General features: G+C 43.2%; 10 protein-coding genes. 3 read left to right on the forward strand and 7 right to left on the reverse strand.

All coding sequences use genetic code 11. The annotated features are described in order from the left end of the window. Positions 1-34: 34 nt before the first annotated feature. A complete protein-coding gene (locus ACEQZT_RS11045; RefSeq protein ID WP_370089484.1) occupies positions 35-3,322 on the reverse strand; it encodes a S41 family peptidase in 3,288 nt (1,095 codons plus the stop codon). A 122-nt stretch (positions 3,323-3,444) separates the two neighbouring features. Between ACEQZT_RS11045 and ACEQZT_RS11050 the strand changes: the two genes are divergently transcribed. Then, positions 3,445-5,334 carry an ATP-dependent DNA helicase RecQ gene (locus ACEQZT_RS11050; protein ID WP_370089485.1) on the forward strand — a complete coding sequence of 630 codons (1,890 nt, stop codon included), beginning with the start codon at positions 3,445-3,447 and terminating at the stop codon, positions 5,332-5,334. A gap of 65 nt (positions 5,335-5,399) precedes the next feature. On the opposite strand, the gene pgk is transcribed toward ACEQZT_RS11050, so the two are convergent. The 3 genes from pgk to ACEQZT_RS11065 are packed head-to-tail and all read right to left on the reverse strand — an operon-like array spanning position 5,400 to position 9,686. Continuing rightward, entirely contained in the window at positions 5,400-6,587 is a 1,188-nt protein-coding gene (gene pgk / locus ACEQZT_RS11055; protein ID WP_370089486.1) for a phosphoglycerate kinase, read from the reverse strand. A gap of 47 nt (positions 6,588-6,634) precedes the next feature. Beyond that, positions 6,635-7,609, reverse strand: a complete 975-nt coding sequence (locus tag ACEQZT_RS11060) for a polyprenyl synthetase family protein (protein ID WP_370089487.1) — start codon at positions 7,607-7,609, stop codon at positions 6,635-6,637. Between the two features lies 1 nt (position 7,610). Next, a complete protein-coding gene (locus ACEQZT_RS11065; protein ID WP_370089488.1) occupies positions 7,611-9,686 on the reverse strand; it encodes a T9SS type A sorting domain-containing protein in 2,076 nt (691 codons plus the stop codon). A 119-nt stretch (positions 9,687-9,805) separates the two neighbouring features. On the opposite strand from ACEQZT_RS11065, the gene ACEQZT_RS11070 reads away from it, so the two are divergent. Together ACEQZT_RS11070 and ACEQZT_RS11075 are read left to right on the forward strand one after the other, a co-directional pair. Further along, positions 9,806-11,479 carry a 1-acyl-sn-glycerol-3-phosphate acyltransferase gene (locus ACEQZT_RS11070; protein WP_370089489.1) on the forward strand — a complete coding sequence of 558 codons (1,674 nt, stop codon included), beginning with the start codon at positions 9,806-9,808 and terminating at the stop codon, positions 11,477-11,479. Then, positions 11,457-12,524, forward strand: a complete 1,068-nt coding sequence (locus ACEQZT_RS11075) for an NAD(P)H-dependent glycerol-3-phosphate dehydrogenase (protein WP_372530155.1) — start codon at positions 11,457-11,459, stop codon at positions 12,522-12,524. The genes ACEQZT_RS11070 and ACEQZT_RS11075 overlap by 23 nt, the downstream gene beginning before the upstream one ends. Before the next feature lies 1 nt (position 12,525). Here ACEQZT_RS11075 and ACEQZT_RS11080 read toward each other — a convergent pair whose 3' ends face one another. The 3 genes from ACEQZT_RS11080 to ACEQZT_RS11090 are packed head-to-tail and all read right to left on the reverse strand — an operon-like array spanning position 12,526 to position 15,351. Next, complete coding sequence (locus ACEQZT_RS11080; RefSeq protein ID WP_370089491.1) at positions 12,526-13,758, reverse strand: M48 family metallopeptidase; 1,233 nt, start codon at positions 13,756-13,758, stop codon at positions 12,526-12,528. 13 nt (positions 13,759-13,771) lie between these two features. Further along, positions 13,772-14,311: a hypothetical protein gene (locus ACEQZT_RS11085; RefSeq protein WP_370089492.1), complete on the reverse strand. Its 540-nt coding sequence runs from the start codon at positions 14,309-14,311 to the stop codon at positions 13,772-13,774. Positions 14,312-14,322: 11 nt separating this feature from the next. Continuing rightward, on the reverse strand, positions 14,323-15,351 hold the full coding sequence (locus tag ACEQZT_RS11090) for a type IX secretion system membrane protein PorP/SprF (RefSeq protein ID WP_370089493.1): 1,029 nt from the start codon (positions 15,349-15,351) through the stop codon (positions 14,323-14,325). Positions 15,352-15,459 lie beyond the last annotated feature (108 nt).

Below are 15,459 nucleotides of genomic sequence, written 5' to 3' on the forward strand. Positions count from 1 at the left end.
TAAAAAGCCTCACATTTCTGTGAGGCTCTTCAAATTAATTTTTCTTATTGTTTTTAAATGATTTATCCGGATAGGCGGGTGGAGGTGGTACAGGACGTGGATCGTCTTTTATCTTTTGAAGCAAGTGTTCTATCGCCTTGTCTAGCTGTGCATCCTGACCATTGAAAGTAGCATGTGGAAGATTGTCTATTTCAATATCAGGAACAAATCCCCATCCTTCTATGCGCCACTCACCGTCGGCATATACTCCAAACATAGGAGCTCTTGCCAGGCCTCCGTCACTCAATCGATTGCCACTGTGCAGCCAAATCTCACCACCCCACGTACGCATACCGATGGTGGTTCCAAGTCCCAATTCGGTAAACCCATCTGCAAACGCTTCCCCATCGGAATAGGTGTTTTCATTCACAAGTACGGCCATGTGACCTCTGAAGGCATAGGGCATATTCCAGTACGGCTCTCCTGAACGTCCTTTCCAGTACATCCATGCTTTTCTGAGCAGTTTTTCCAGAATGAAGCTGTCGATATTCCCTCCCCAGTTGTATCGTACATCCACGATCAGCCCCTGCCGATTGAATACCGGATAAAACTCTCTGTAAAACTGATTGATATCATTGCTCCCCATGGCTCTGAGGTGCAGGTAGCCTATGGTGTTATTGGATTGCTGATCCACATATTTCCTGTTGCCATATTCCCAATCCCGATACCTGAGGTTGAAAGCACTCCCAATTGGCTGAACAATGATATCTCGCATACTCGAGCCTCTCTTGATTGACAGCCTGACTTGCTTGCCCACCTGATTTCGGATCAGTTCACCTATATCGTTGGCCGAAAGTGCAGCCCGTCCATTTACACTGGTGATTATATCACCTACTCTCACGTCAAGGTACGGATCATCCAGCGGGGATTTTTCATCGGGATAGTCTGGGTCTACTTTATAGATGTAATCTATTTTATAGCCTCCCAACGCTTCATCTCTGGTGAAAACACCTCCGAGGTTAGCGACATCAATACTTTTGTCGTCACTACGTGTGTCACCCCCTCGCACACTGGTGTGAAGAGCTGCTAATTCACCTACAAACCTTCCAATGAGATCAGACAGCTCGTTACGTGTAGTCACCCGATCAACCAGCGGTAGATATTTTGCGTGCATGGCATCCCAGTCCACTCCGTGCATGTTCTTATCATAAAAATAATCTCGTTCCATCCGCCATGCATCCGTAAACAACTGCTTCCATTCCTCCCGGGGGTTGATTGGAAACTTCCAGCCACTTAAATCTATTTTACTATCACTTAGATCGCTTATTGGGCTAGTTCCGGCATCCACCATGTAAAAATTTCGCTGCTTCGCGATCATGAGTTTTTTTCCATCTTGCGTCATGTCGAATCCATTCACATCGCTGACCATGGTTTTCACTTCAGCATCTTCATCGCTTATGCTCACCACCACAAGGTGACTCTTGGCATCTGACCCGGTCTCTGCTGATATCATGTAAAGAGCCTTATCGTTAACTTGTAGGCCTGAGTAGTTTCCGGCTTTTATCGGAACTTCAATGAGCCTTTCCTGAATGCCATTGCGGTCTATGTTTACAGTGATTTCATCTAACTTTTCTTCTTCTTTCTTTCCTTTTTTACCACTTTTTTCTTCTTTCTTATCATCGGAATCCTCTTTGAAAAGCTCATCTTTTGGCCGGAATGGTGATCGAGTACCTTTTTGCAACGCCACATGATACACCTTTTCGCTTACGTCAAAATAAGGCTCTGGCTGCCTTGTTCCCCACGGGCTGCCTACCAGTGTGTTGAAGTTACGGTCAGATATAAAGTAAATGAACTTGCCGTCCGGACTCCATCGTGGGTTGAAACTATTGGCCCGGTCGGTAGTGAGTTCAAATTGTTGCTTCGTATTTACATTGTAAATTCTGATTTGTGCCATAGAATTTGCTGCGGCTTGCACATAGGCCAGCCATTGACTGTCAGGCGACCATGAAAAATCCCAAATGCCCTCTTGGTTGGTGGAGATTTTTGTACTTAAGCCTGTAGCAACATTGAGTACGTACATGTTGCTTTCAAGGTCATCGTAGGCTATCCATTTGTCATCCGGAGAAGGGATACCCTCATATCTCAGCAAATTGCCATCATTGGTAATGGTAGTTTCAGAGCCCAACCCATCCGAAGGCATCTTTACAAATTCAAACTCTCCACTCTCATCAGACAATGCGATTACGGATTTCCCATCTGAAGTAAAGGTTGCATCCCGATACCTGACGGCATCTTTCTCAGTGAAAGAGACCACTCGTCCTGGTTTTGTAGGAACAACGAAAATTCTCCCTCGTGCCGTAATTGCAATTTTAGATCCATCGCTGTTCGGGTTTACACTTGTGATGTATTGGGAGGGGTTTTCTTCCCATTTTTCTCTGAGCTGATCCAGATCGGTTGCCAGGGTAATGGGGATCACTTCGGTGGTGTTTGAGGAAATATCATACTTCCATAAGTCCGCTCCAACCTGATAGACGATGATGCCATTGGATACATTGGCATATCGAACATCAAACTCAGCATGAGTGGTATGTTGCCTTTTATCTCCTCCGTTTTCGTCCATCGACCAAATGTTCATAATACCATCACGGTCAGTCAAAAAGTAGATCCTACCAGCATGCCACATGGGATGGTGGCTTTCACCGTCATAGTCAGTGGTCAGCTTTGTTGCCTCACTGGAACCATCTGAAAACTTCCATATCTGTCTGGCTGTCCCGCCTTTGTATCGTTTGGTCACATTGTTGTGATCAGCTGGTCTTACAAAAAAGATTGTTTTCCCATCCGCACTGAAGGTGGCCTCACTTGCTTGATCCAGTGGGATTTGAGATTTGACTTTAGTGGTGGTGTTGATCGTAACTAGCCGATCGTCTGGTTTTTTATTATAGGCCCATGTTGAATACACGATTTTGCCATCTGGCGTCCAGTTGGTAGCAACTGAAGGTTCACTTTCATAAGTCCATCTGGTAGTCATTCCACCATCAATTGGCATGGTGTAGATTTCTGTTGGCCCCTCGTAGCTTGCTGAAAACAAAACAGTTTTCCCGTCTGGCGAGATGGATGGGAATCGTTCCTCTTCAGGGTGTGTGGTTAGCCTTTGGGCAAGTCCGCCAGATAAGGGGACCGACCAAAGATCACCTTCGGCACAAAAGACTATTCTATCATTATGAATGTCGGGATGCTGATAATAACCCTTAAATCCCTGTCCTGATATAAAGGTTAGGGATGAAAAAAGACAAATGAAAAGTAAGAACCGGATGATTTTGGAGGGTGAGTGATTAGGTGCCATGATACATTTAGTTTGGGATAATATTTAAAGCTACAATTCTATCTGCAGTTATTTCTACCACTGATCAAATATTAAGCGAAGCATAGCTCCTCATTAATCATGGATGACAGTAACTTCGAATAGTGAATCCAACCGAAATACTGAAGCAATATTGGGGCTATGACTCCTTCCGAGCGATGCAGGAAGATATCATCCAATCGGTGTTGGATGGGAAGGATACACTGGCCCTGCTACCAACCGGTGGTGGAAAATCCATATGTTTTCAGGTGCCGGCAATGGCGCTGGAGGGCATTTGCATTGTGGTTTCTCCGCTCATCTCCTTGATGAAGGATCAGGTGGATCAGCTGCAAAGGCGTGGGATCAAAGCAGCGTCGATCTATTCCGGGATGAGTCGCAGGGAGATCGACATTACATTGGATAACTGTATTTATGGGGATTTTAAATTTCTCTACGTTTCTCCAGAGCGCTTGAAAACTGAAATATTTGTGGAGCGCGCACGTCAGATGAAGATCTGCTTGCTTGCGATCGATGAGGCGCACTGTATTTCACAATGGGGATATGATTTCCGTCCACCTTATTTGCAGATAGCAGAGTTCAAAAAGGAGATAGGGATTGAACGACTGATTGCACTTACTGCTACAGCTACAAAAGAGGTCAAAGAAGAGATCGCAGAGAAGTTGGAGATGAACGATGTGCAGGTTTTTCAGAAAAGCTTCGCCAGATCAAATCTTTCCTATTCTGCTTTTCGATTGGAAAATAAAGAAGGTAAGCTGCTAGAGATCTTAAGCAATGTGCCGGGAACGTCTGTCGTATATGTAAGGAGCAGGAAGCGTACGCGTGAAATTGCGGACATGCTAAGAAGGAGTCATATTTCTGCCGATCATTATCATGCTGGACTTTCGGGTTTGGAGCGAGCAGAAAAGCAAACAGCCTGGATCAACAATAAGACCCGAGTCATGGTGGCCACCAATGCCTTTGGTATGGGAATAGATAAGCCGGATGTTCGTACGGTTATTCACCTTGATTTACCTGATTCTTTAGAGGCATATTATCAGGAGGCTGGTAGAGCAGGCAGGGATGAAAAGAAAGCCTATGCTGTAGTACTTTATCACAGCCAGGATGTTGATGAGCTGAAGGATCGTACCAATCGCTCGGTGGTGTCATTGGAGCAGATCAAGCGCACCTATCAAGCACTTGCCAATTTCTTCAAAATGGCAATAGGTAGTCACGCCCTCTCGAGCTTCCCGTTTAACTATGAGCAGTTTATCAATACCTATAATCTGCCTGTGGTTGAGACCTATGCAGCACTGAAAAAGCTGACAGATGAGGGGCTTATTCAGATGACAGAGGGTTTCTACGAGCAATCCAAAATCACCTTTTTGCTTGATAAAAGTGAGACCTACAAGTTTCAGATTGCCAATCCGAAACTTGACCCTGTAATCAAAACATTGCTGAGGCTGTATGGGGGTGAGGTATTTGTTGGCTATGCCAAAATCAAGGAAAAGGATATAGGCTCATTATTGAAGACCGACAAAGTGCAAGTGCGGCAATGGCTGAAATTCCTAAATGACAGTGAAGTGATTGACTACCAACCTGCGCTTGACTCAGCTACCATTACCTTTCTGACTCCACGGTTGGATCCGGAAAAGCTCCCGATTGACAATCAACAAATTGAATGGCGAAGAAAACTTGCACTTGAAAAGGCAGAAGCTGTGATTGATTACATGAATTCGAAAGATTGTCGTACTCAGATTTTTCAACACTACTTTGATGAAGAGACTTCACTTACTTGTGGCATTTGTGACAATGACCTGGAGAAGAAAAAGCAGCTTAAAGCGAGTGAGATTCCGGTTGAAAAAGTGGAGGAAGTGTTGGAGGCTCCTCGCAATATGAGTGAGCTCCGCGCCCTGATGGCCAGCTACACTCAGGACCAGATCATGGAGGCCCTTCGAATTCTTATTGATGACAAGAAGGTCGTTGAGAGTGGGGGGCTGTTTAGTTTAACTTCATAAAGCAGGAAGTCGTGCTGAATTTATTTCAGCATCTTGAGGATTCTGATACAAGTTCAGGGTGACAATCAGTTTTCCAACGCAGCAACCCCCGGCAATACTTTTCCCTCCATGTATTCAAGCAAGGCACCACCACCGGTAGAAACATAGGATACCTTATCACCATAGCCGAGATTGTTTACTGCAGCTGCAGAATCACCACCTCCAATGAGTGAGAAACCTCCGTTTTCAGTTGCCTTCACAACTGCCTGCGCGATGGTGTTGGTGCCAGCAGCAAAATTGCTCATTTCGAATACGCCCATCGGTCCATTCCAGAGAATAGTTTTTGAATTCTCAATGATTTGCGAGAACACCTCTCTGGATTCAGGACCAATATCCAATCCCATAAATCCGTCAGGAATGGCATAATTGTCTGACGTTTGCGTGTTTGCATCATTGCTGAAGTTATCAGCTACGACAGAGTCTTTGGGTAGCTGGAGGTCAACACCCTTTTCCTTGGCTTTTGAAATGAGTTCTTTGGCAAGATCAAGTTTGTCTTCTTCCACAAGTGAATTTCCAATCTGACCGCCCATTGCTTTAAAGAAGGTGTAGCTCATACCGCCACCAATGATCAGATGATCTACTTTGTCAAGCAGCTGCTCTATGATCATGATTTTGTCAGAGATTTTGGCACCTCCCATGATTGCTGTAAATGGCTTGTCAGCTTTTTCCAATACTTTTTTAGCATTCTCGAGCTCGGCACTCATCACAAACCCACAGCATTTTTCCTCGAAAAATTTAGCAGCAACTGTTGTGGAAGCATGTGCTCGATGCGCAGTACCAAAAGCATCATTGACATAGATATCACCATGAGCTGCTAGTTTTTCTGCAAAGGCCTCATCACCAGCGGTTTCTTCCTTGTAGAATCGCACATTCTCCAGAAGAAGCACTTGACCAGCTTTTAGTTGCCTAGAGAGTTCTTTAGCTGACTCACCTATGCAATCTCCCCCAAACTTTACTTCTGCTCCTAGCTTTTCGCTCAGGTTGGAAACAATGTGACGAAGAGAAAATTTATCTTCAGGCCCATTTTTAGGTCGCCCAAGGTGTGACATAAGGATACACGAACCTCCATCATTCAGGATTTTTTTCAATGTTGGGATTGCTGCATTGATGCGTGTTTCGTCCGTAACTTCCAGCTTATCGTTTAAAGGAACATTAAAGTCCACTCTGATCAATGCTCTTTTGCCGGCGAAATTGAAATCCTGAATTGTCTTCATTGGGTCTGAATTTTTGAGACCGCAAACATAAGAAGGGATGGGCAAACTTACTTTGTCCGCTCTATCGTAAACTGAACCAGGTCTTCCAGTGAATTACGATAGGTCGATTCCGGGAGAGTCTGCAAAATGTCTTTGGCTTGCTGGTGATACTTTTCCATCACAGAAATAGCATATTCAATTCCTCCGGAGGTCTTTACAAAATCAATTACATCATGCACCAGCTTGGGCTTTTTCTCGGCTCGCTTAACTAGTTTTTTGATCCGGGTTCGTTCCAGTCTGCTTGCTTTGTTTAGGGCATAGATGAGTGGTAAGGTCATCTTTTTCTCTTTTATGTCAATACCGCGTGGTTTACCAATCTCAAACGTTCCGTAATCAAACAAGTCATCTTTAATTTGGAATGCCATACCCACTGCCAGGCCGAATTCTCCCATTTTAGTAACTATTTCGTCATTTGCTCCCGCTGATGCAGCACCTACCTTACAGCATGAGGTGATAAGGCTTGCTGTTTTTTGACGAATCACTTCATAATAGATATCCTCACTAATATCAAGCTTGCGTGCTTTCTCCATTTGTAGTAGCTCACCTTCACTCATCTCTTTAACCGCCTCTGTCGTAATACGGAGAAGGTTAATGTCTCCATTTTCCATGGATAAGATGAGTCCTCTGGAAAGTAAAAAATCACCCACAAGCACTGCTATTTTATTCTTCCACAGAGCATTGATTGAGAAAAAACCTCTCCGTGTATTGGAATCATCGACCACATCATCGTGAACCAATGTTGCCGTATGTAGAAGCTCAATGAGTGCGGCTCCCCGATAAGTTGACTCAGTGATTTCACCCGTAGCACCTGCGCTCAGAAAAACGAAGAGTGGTCGCATTTGCTTACCCTTTCGCCTAACAATGTAGCCTGTGATTTTATCAAGCAGCATCACCTTGCTTTTCATGGATTGACGGAATTTTTTTTCAAATTCCTCCATCTCTGTAGCAACAGGGGCTTGTATATCTTTCAGGGTCAGGGACATATCAGTTTTTGATGAATCTCTTGGAAAGGGTTTTGGTTGATGTTTGAATTTTTATAAAATACATTCCCCTATTTAGTGATTCAATATTAACAATGGATTGTTTTGTTTTCTCAGATTGATGATGCACAAGTTTTGCGTGAATATCGTATATCTCGAAGCTAAATTGATCAGATTTTTGAGATTGTATAATTAAAAACTCAGTTGCTGGATTTGGATAAAAGATAACCTCAGGAGAATCATCTGGCCTCAAATCTACACCATTGAAGTATTCAATGGCATAAGCTACGCCTTGTTTGCCTATTTTATTTCCAATTTTTCTGCCGGGTATGTCATCTGCAGGCGGGTGAATTCCACCCCAAATTCTTGATAGGCTGCATTGGTCAGCAGCATCGCGATAGGTGGCCCACTGCAATACCACATCCACACTAGGCCCTTCTTCGAAGACCAGAAATTCATTTTTGGGAGCAACAAACTCACCCAATCCTCCTGGGAAATACTCACTTCCTGTAAGTTCACTTAGCACAATAGATGCAGCCCGGCTGAATGTGGAGTGGCCGGAAACATACCCTGCAAATGGAGGTGTAACAAACGAAGGCCTTTGATACGGCCACCAATCTTCTGCAAGTATCCAGCCTACACCAGCTTCATCAATTTCCGGATTTTGGATGTATTCTGGCCCTCTCCATGCTTTTATTTTGATCTTTCCAAGGTTGGCACCTCCAAGTGATAGCGGGTCAGCACTATCTTTAATTACATCAACAAATCCATCAACCAGTGGAATGCCTTGTGGGTGATAGTTAATTAGGTTGGGGTCTGATGACTGACCTCTTGAAGCCATATATCTGATTGCAGAAACAGGCCTGATATAGTCATGCCATCCTTTTATTCCCCAGACACTTATTGCAACATCATGCATTACACCGCCTAGGGTAAAATAGGTCTTTATGTCCCACTCCAAATCACTCAGTATATCACCTTCTCCACCTATTTTTTTCAACAAATCAGGGTGGTCACTGACATAATTCAGAATTGTAAACCAATGCCCTGGAGGAGTCTCCGAATCGGGACCGTCGGCCCAAAATTCTGCTAAAACACGTGTGTAATCTCCTCGAGGAACAATCTGTTCTTCATAAGGAAGTCCCGTTATAGGATTGTTTAATCTTCCTATACTGTCATCGCCACCGTTCTCCAAATTGTAGAAAGTCTTATACTCATTTAGAGATTTAGGGTAGGATTGAATATTGCCAATACTACGAGGAGATATATCCCACAGTACACCATCAGAAGGGTCTAGATGCCCTGACCAGATATTTACCAAACAAAACCCCCACTTATAAGCATCACTATCAATTGTTGGAGGTGATCCTGGATCATGATAAACTGTGTACTCGTTTCCATTTCTCAGATTAAGGGAGGCATCAGTAGATTTTAAAGCAAAAGGTTTTACACTACCCCATTCTGGGCTCAAGAATGGTGGTGTACTGGTATCAGACGGATTGCCACCCTGGTCAATAAAAAACTCGAGCGTTATCGGTTGCCATCTGTTTGGATCAGATATATTCGGATTTCCACTTTGCTGAATAAATAAAGGGTCATTTACAGACTCGTAGAAAAGGTTAGCGTAGTTGTTTTCTTCATTGGCTCCATCAGTAAGTCCATACCCAATGATGCATGAAGCAATATAGTTGCCCATTGCGGCTGGTGATTCATTCCAGTATTGCGTAGATGTATAGTTTATATCATATCCTAAATCCTTCATAAGATTTTTAGCTAGCAAAAGAGTCTGATTTGCTCCGGGAGAATTTTGAAATCGGTGATTAATAAGTCTAAAGACCGCATAGCTCAATGCCTCTTCTATGGATGCTGTTTTATCAATGGGTGAGGGAAGGTTTAGAATGGCACAATGTTGATTTAAAAAATAGGTGGATGCAACATCGTCATATACAGCCCATGCATCATACATGGCTGCCGAGATATGAAAAAGATTTCTGGCGTGTACAGTGGGTCGTGCCAGGTCATTTCTGATTCCTTCTAATAGCACCTCGTTCCACTGCCTGGCAATACTATGCTGCCCCATAGAACTCAACATTGAGCAAATGGTGAGAAGAAATAGGAGGTGGCGAACTATCGGTTTCATTTTAGAATCTCAAACTTATTAAATACAATTATCTTTCCGCCAATTTCTAAAACAGGTAAATGCGCAGAAAGAAAGTCAGGTATACAGAAATTATTCCCAATAAGAGTGAATGGCCAATTGTAAAATTGTCCCGGGATAGAAAGGAATTTATAGGGGAGGTGGCCAGAGAAACATATGGCCATCTGATCAGCTTAAAGAACGGATCGCTAAGGGAAGAGATAGAAATGACGATTCACAGGGAAAAGCTTCGAATGAAAGCGAATCCCTGGCGTGTAGATCCACCGGATGAAAAAGCCTACTGGAAAAATGTGCAGGCAAGATTGCTTGACATAAATCCTGACGAGAGGGAGAAGGCCAGAGAGCTTGAGAAGGAATTACTTCACGATATAATTGAGAGATACACCGAGGAGATTGCTGGAAACTTCAAGAAATCAGCCTATCGATTTGCTCAGAGTTTTATCACATTTGGATTTGCCAGACTCCTCAACGCTGCGAGGGTGAAAGGTCTTCTTTCCCTGTTTAGCCGGCAGCTGGATTTGGATGATAAAATCCATGTGATTGGTGAGACTGAGCACATAAGAGAGCTGGCAAAGAAAGGAACGGTGGTGATGGTACCAACCCACTTTAGTAATCTGGATTCTATTTTGATTGGATGGGCTATTCAGTATTTAGGTTTACCTCCGTTCATTTATGGAGCCGGGCTGAACTTATTTAACATTAAAATTTTGGCGTATTTCATGAATAGCCTTGGCGCCTACAAGGTAGACAGAAGGAAGAAGAACCCTATTTATCTTGAGACGCTTAAAACCTATTCCCGAAATGCCATCAAAAGAGGTTGTCACTCGCTATTTTTTCCGGGCGGCACTCGATCCAGGTCAGGTGAAATTGAAACTTCGCTTCGTATGGGATTGCTCGGTACGGCCATTGAAGCTCAGAGGGAGTTGTACCTCAATGCCAAGGAGGGTGAGGAGGTTAGAAAAGTATTTATCGTTCCTGTGGTGATCAATTATCACTTTACATTGGAAGCACCTTCACTCATTCGGGATCACCTGAAACGCACTGGTAGGGAACGATACTATGTGGAGGCAGACGAATTCTCTACCTCCTATAAGCTTGGAACATTCATGTTCAAATTCTTTACCAAGGGATCTGACATTTCAGTGAATATTGGACGTGGAACTGATATTCTTGGAAATTATGTGGATATGGAAGGTAATAGTTTTGATAAAAATGGGAACCCAATAAATGTCCGGGATTATTTCCTTCGTGATAAGAAAATCACCTTTGATGCGCAGAGGGAGAAAGAGTACGTTCGTGTACTTTCCAAACGTATCATTGAAGAGTATCATAAATACAACCGTGTGTTTGCGAGTCATCTAGTAGCTTTTACAGCATTTAAAATGCTGGAGCGAAAAAATCCCAAGCTTGATCTCTACAATGTATTAAGGCTGCCAGATGAAGATTTGATTCTGGACTATGAGGAGTTTAAGGCTAATTTCAAGAAGCTAAGAACCCGGCTGGAAAAGATTCACAAAAAAGGAGAAGTGGATATGGCTGATCATATGAAGCAGCGCGCCACAGATGCCATTGAGCATGGCTTACAAAATGTAGGGCTCTATCATGATCAGCGACCTCTGATTAAGAAGGGAGATAAAATAGTAGTTCAGGACACCAATACGCTATATTATTATCACAATCGAATGAATGGCTATGGGCTCGAAAAGTACATCTAAGGAGACCATCGGGGTAATAGGAGCAGGTAGCTTCGGAACAGCCATTGCCAACATTTTGGCGGAGAATGATGCCCGTGTAATCTTATACATCCGCGATCCTGAGAAGACGAAGAAGATAGCGAAAGAGCGGGTGAGTTCCGGGCAAAAGCTTCATGAAAACATAGAGGTGACCAACACCCTGGAGGAGGTACCACAGCAATGTGAGATCATTTTTCCCATGGTGCCCTCAGCCAATTTTCGAGACATGATCATCAAGTTGGCGCCTCACCTTCGCCCTTATCATGTGCTGATTCACGGTACCAAAGGATTCGATTTGTTTGTTCCCGGTAAGCAAAAAATCACTTCAAACAACCCACTTACTCGGGAGCATGTAAAAACCATTTCTGAGGTTATAAAAGAAGAAACTTCAGTCCTTCGGGTTGGGTGTCTGGCAGGCCCCAATCTGGCCAGGGAGTTAGATCAAAGAAAACCGGCTGCCACTGTGGTGGCTTCTCATTTTGATGAAGTGATCAAAATTGGTCAGCGGCTTTTGAAAAATGATCGATTCATGATCTATGGTAGCCGTGACCTGATCGGGATAGAGCTGTGCGGTATTTTGAAAAACATCATTGCCGTTGGTGCGGGTACTATTGCGGGGATGGATCTCGGGGAAAATGCTAAGTCGCTTTTTATCAGCAGAGGGCTAGTGGAAATGGTTTATATTGGAAAAGCTCTTGGAGGGAATGCTCAGGCATTTTTAGGATTGGCAGGAGTTGGTGATTTGATAGCCACATGTACCTCAAATCTGAGCCGAAACTTTACAGTGGGCTACCGACTAGCCAAAGGTGAGAAGTTGGAAGATATTATTGAATCCATGGAGGAGGTGGCTGAAGGTGTAAAAACCATCAATATCGTTAATCAGTTAGCAGAATCATATAAAGTGAGGTGCCCCATTACCGAGACACTTTACAAGATCATCCACAACCAGATGACCATTCAGGAGGCACACACCTACCTGATGAATTTCCCTTTTCGAGCCGAGATTGATTTTTTGGAGGCCAAGTAAATCAGCTTTCCAACGCCTTGACTCTTTCTTTTAATGGAGGGTGTGAGTAGTGTACAAAAACGAATGCAGGATGTGGAGTCAAATTGGACAAATGATCTGCACTCATTTTCTTCAATCCGGTGATCAAAGGCGTGGCGTCATACGTTTCCTTCGCATACGCATCCGCCTCATATTCATTCTTACGGGAGATCACATTTCCTACAATTCCTAAAATGGTAGATATGGGCGAATAGAGAATGCCAAAAGCAAGCAGGTTGAGGTGTAGTGCCGAGGTTTGACCACCCATCGCCCAGCTAACCTCAGCATTGTAAGCCATTCTTGAGAAAAGGAAAAGCATGAATCCCATCAATCCAATGCTGAAGATGGTGGTGAAGAGAATGTGTTTTTTCTTGTAGTGCCCCACCTCATGAGCAAATACTGCTGTAAGCTCCTGTGTCGAATGCTTTTCAACCAATGTATCGAACAACACGACTTTCTTCTTTTTCCCTAATCCACTAAAGAAAGCATTGCCTTTGCTGGATCGTTTGGATCCATCCATGATGAAGATATTTTTTAACGGAAAATTGACCTTGTCACAATAGGCCTGGATGGATGATTTGAGCTCGCCTTCTTCCATTGGCTTAAGCTTGTTGAACAGGGGGAGGATGAGAGATGTGTAAAACAGATTGGCAAACAGCACAAATGCAGCCATCACTCCCCAGAAGTAATACCAAAAATCACTACCAATGGCATCTACCAAATAAATCAATACGCCGAGTAAGAGTCCTCCAAAAATGATGGTTAGGATGTATCCCTTGATTTTATCCAGAATAAAGGTCTTGGGTGTCATTTTGTTAAACCCATAGTTTTTCTCAATGACGAAATTCCTATAGATCGAAAAAGGTGTGTTGATAAGATCAGTCACGATGAACAGGATGCCGAAGAAGATCATTGGTGAGACAAGACTCAATGGGGAAAAGGTACGGATCCACTGATCCAGCATGCCAAACCAGCCATTGTAGATTGCTAAGATCAACAGGACAAAACTGAAGGTGGCAGAGAATGTGCCAAAGCGGGAAACATCCTCCTGATAGGCCTGAGATTTAGCATATTTCTCTGCATCGTAGATGCCCTCCAGCTCCTTGGGTATAGGTTTTCTGGCACTTTGTCTATTCAGGAAGCTCAGCACTCGCTCCAGCGCAAAATCAAAGGTGACAATCCCCAACAGGATCGTGAAAATGGTTTCTTCAGTCATTTACTGCTCTAAATTAGTAGTTAAGCTTCAGTTGAATATTTGGGTTGGTTTTTTGCCACTCCCATATTCTTTCAATCAATCGATTTCTATGATTTTCACTAATAAGTTTGAATCGAAATTTATAATTCTTATTAAGAATGAAAAAGTTTTCTATTCCATTTTTAGATGGGTTTATCAATGCCGTTGGAATATTAGGTTGACCGTCATATCCTTCAATATAAATATCTAACCTTTCTACATCAGCTATGTAAAAGGACTCTACTTTATTTCCCTTAAAAACATTCAACTCCCTTATCGATAGATTTAGTTTTCCTTCTGATTTCAATCCACCATTTATAAATGTTAGAATAAGGTTACATGTTACCAGTAAGATTATTGTTCCAAAAAGAATGTTCAAATATATCCGCGAATAATCTTCTAGTTTTTCCGCACCAATTATGATGAAAAGAATTGTTTCAATCGCAAGTAGAAATAAGGCAATTTGGCCTAAAACTTTAGCACCTTTATAAAAACGATTTTTATCTGTACTAAATAACTCTACATTGACGTCCATCCAACATTATTTCAGAAAATAAACGGAATCGGGCACTTCAATCTTCTCACGTCAGCCGCAGGCTTTAGTGGATCGCCCAGGCTAAACGAATAAGCAATACTGATCTCATGTGCACCACCCGTGCCTATTCCAAGATCAGAAAGGGTATAGTCGAAGCTGTAGCCGAAGGTGGTTCTATTGGACTGCATCCCGATCATGAAAATCAATGACTCATTGTTCACCACGCCATCGGTATTTTTTATAGGAAGTCCACGGTACCACAGCCCCACTAAAATTGGATCAAGTGTGAAGTACGCCCCAATGTCCAGCTGATCAAAATCGCCTTGCGTTCGATAGTTGAAACTTGGGGTGATACTGCGCTCACCAATGCCTGTTCGGGTTGTGCCCGGGTTTAGCGGAATACGATAGCCTCCATGCAGGGAGAATCGTCTGGGTAGCGGGGCATCCCCACCAGCTATACTTTGGTTGGGCTCCAGCACATGGTGCATCGCCGCTCCTATCCACAGGGACGGATTGTAAAGCACCCCACCAAATGAGAGGTCAAAAAACTTAGCATTCAATCCTGTATTGAAGGTTTCTCCGGTGGTTGGACGCACCTGACCGGTATTATCAAACTGATCGCCAAACGTGAGTTTGTCAAAATTCAGATCTCGGATATAATATGCAGCTTGCACGCCAGGTCGGAATGTCCATTCGTAATTGATCTGAAGCTGGTAGGCGTACTGCAGCCCGATTGAGGTGGAGCTTAAACCTGCTATGCCTTCCTGATCCCGGGTAAAAATAATCCCACCACTACTATAGTAGTCTTCAAAATGATAATCGAAATAAGCTGAGAATGTCTCAAAGTTGGCATCCAGATTTGGCCACTGTGAGCGATAGTTTATACCCATCCGCCCTTTTTGATTGATCCCAACCAAACCGGGATTGAGGTATAAAGGCGCAGCATAATACTGGGAAAACTGAGGGTCTTGTGCCACCAAAGTGTTTTCCTGACTAAGGACACCAATAATTGAAATGAGTAAAATGACCTTTCTGATCATAAAAAAATATTGATTAGAAATCGTTGAGCAAATTATACAATTAATACAAATCGGCTTAAGTTTTGTTGACTTACATAAGTAATCTAACGATGAGTTGAGCGTTGAAAT

This window comes from Ekhidna sp. (assembly GCF_964218185.1).
Lineage (GTDB): Bacteria > Bacteroidota > Bacteroidia > Cytophagales > Cyclobacteriaceae > Ekhidna.

Bases quoted from the DNA above. Each gene is read 5' to 3' on its own strand.
- ACEQZT_RS11070 (WP_370089489.1), top strand. From the start codon at position 9,806: ATGCGCAGAAAGAAAGTCAGGTATACAGAAATTATTCCCAATAAGAGT.
- ACEQZT_RS11065 (WP_370089488.1), bottom strand. From the start codon at position 9,686: ATGGGGCAGCATAGTATTGCCAGGCAGTGGAACGAGGTGCTATTAGAA.
- ACEQZT_RS11090 (WP_370089493.1), bottom strand. From the start codon at position 15,351: ATGATCAGAAAGGTCATTTTACTCATTTCAATTATTGGTGTCCTTAGT.
- ACEQZT_RS11075 (WP_372530155.1), top strand. From the start codon at position 11,457: ATGGGCTCGAAAAGTACATCTAAGGAGACCATCGGGGTAATAGGAGCA.
- pgk (WP_370089486.1), bottom strand. From the start codon at position 6,587: ATGAAGACAATTCAGGATTTCAATTTCGCCGGCAAAAGAGCATTGATC.
- ACEQZT_RS11045 (WP_370089484.1), bottom strand. From the start codon at position 3,322: ATGGCACCTAATCACTCACCCTCCAAAATCATCCGGTTCTTACTTTTC.
- ACEQZT_RS11060 (WP_370089487.1), bottom strand. From the start codon at position 7,609: ATGTCCCTGACCCTGAAAGATATACAAGCCCCTGTTGCTACAGAGATG.
- ACEQZT_RS11085 (WP_370089492.1), bottom strand. From the start codon at position 14,311: ATGGACGTCAATGTAGAGTTATTTAGTACAGATAAAAATCGTTTTTAT.
- ACEQZT_RS11080 (WP_370089491.1), bottom strand. From the start codon at position 13,758: ATGACTGAAGAAACCATTTTCACGATCCTGTTGGGGATTGTCACCTTT.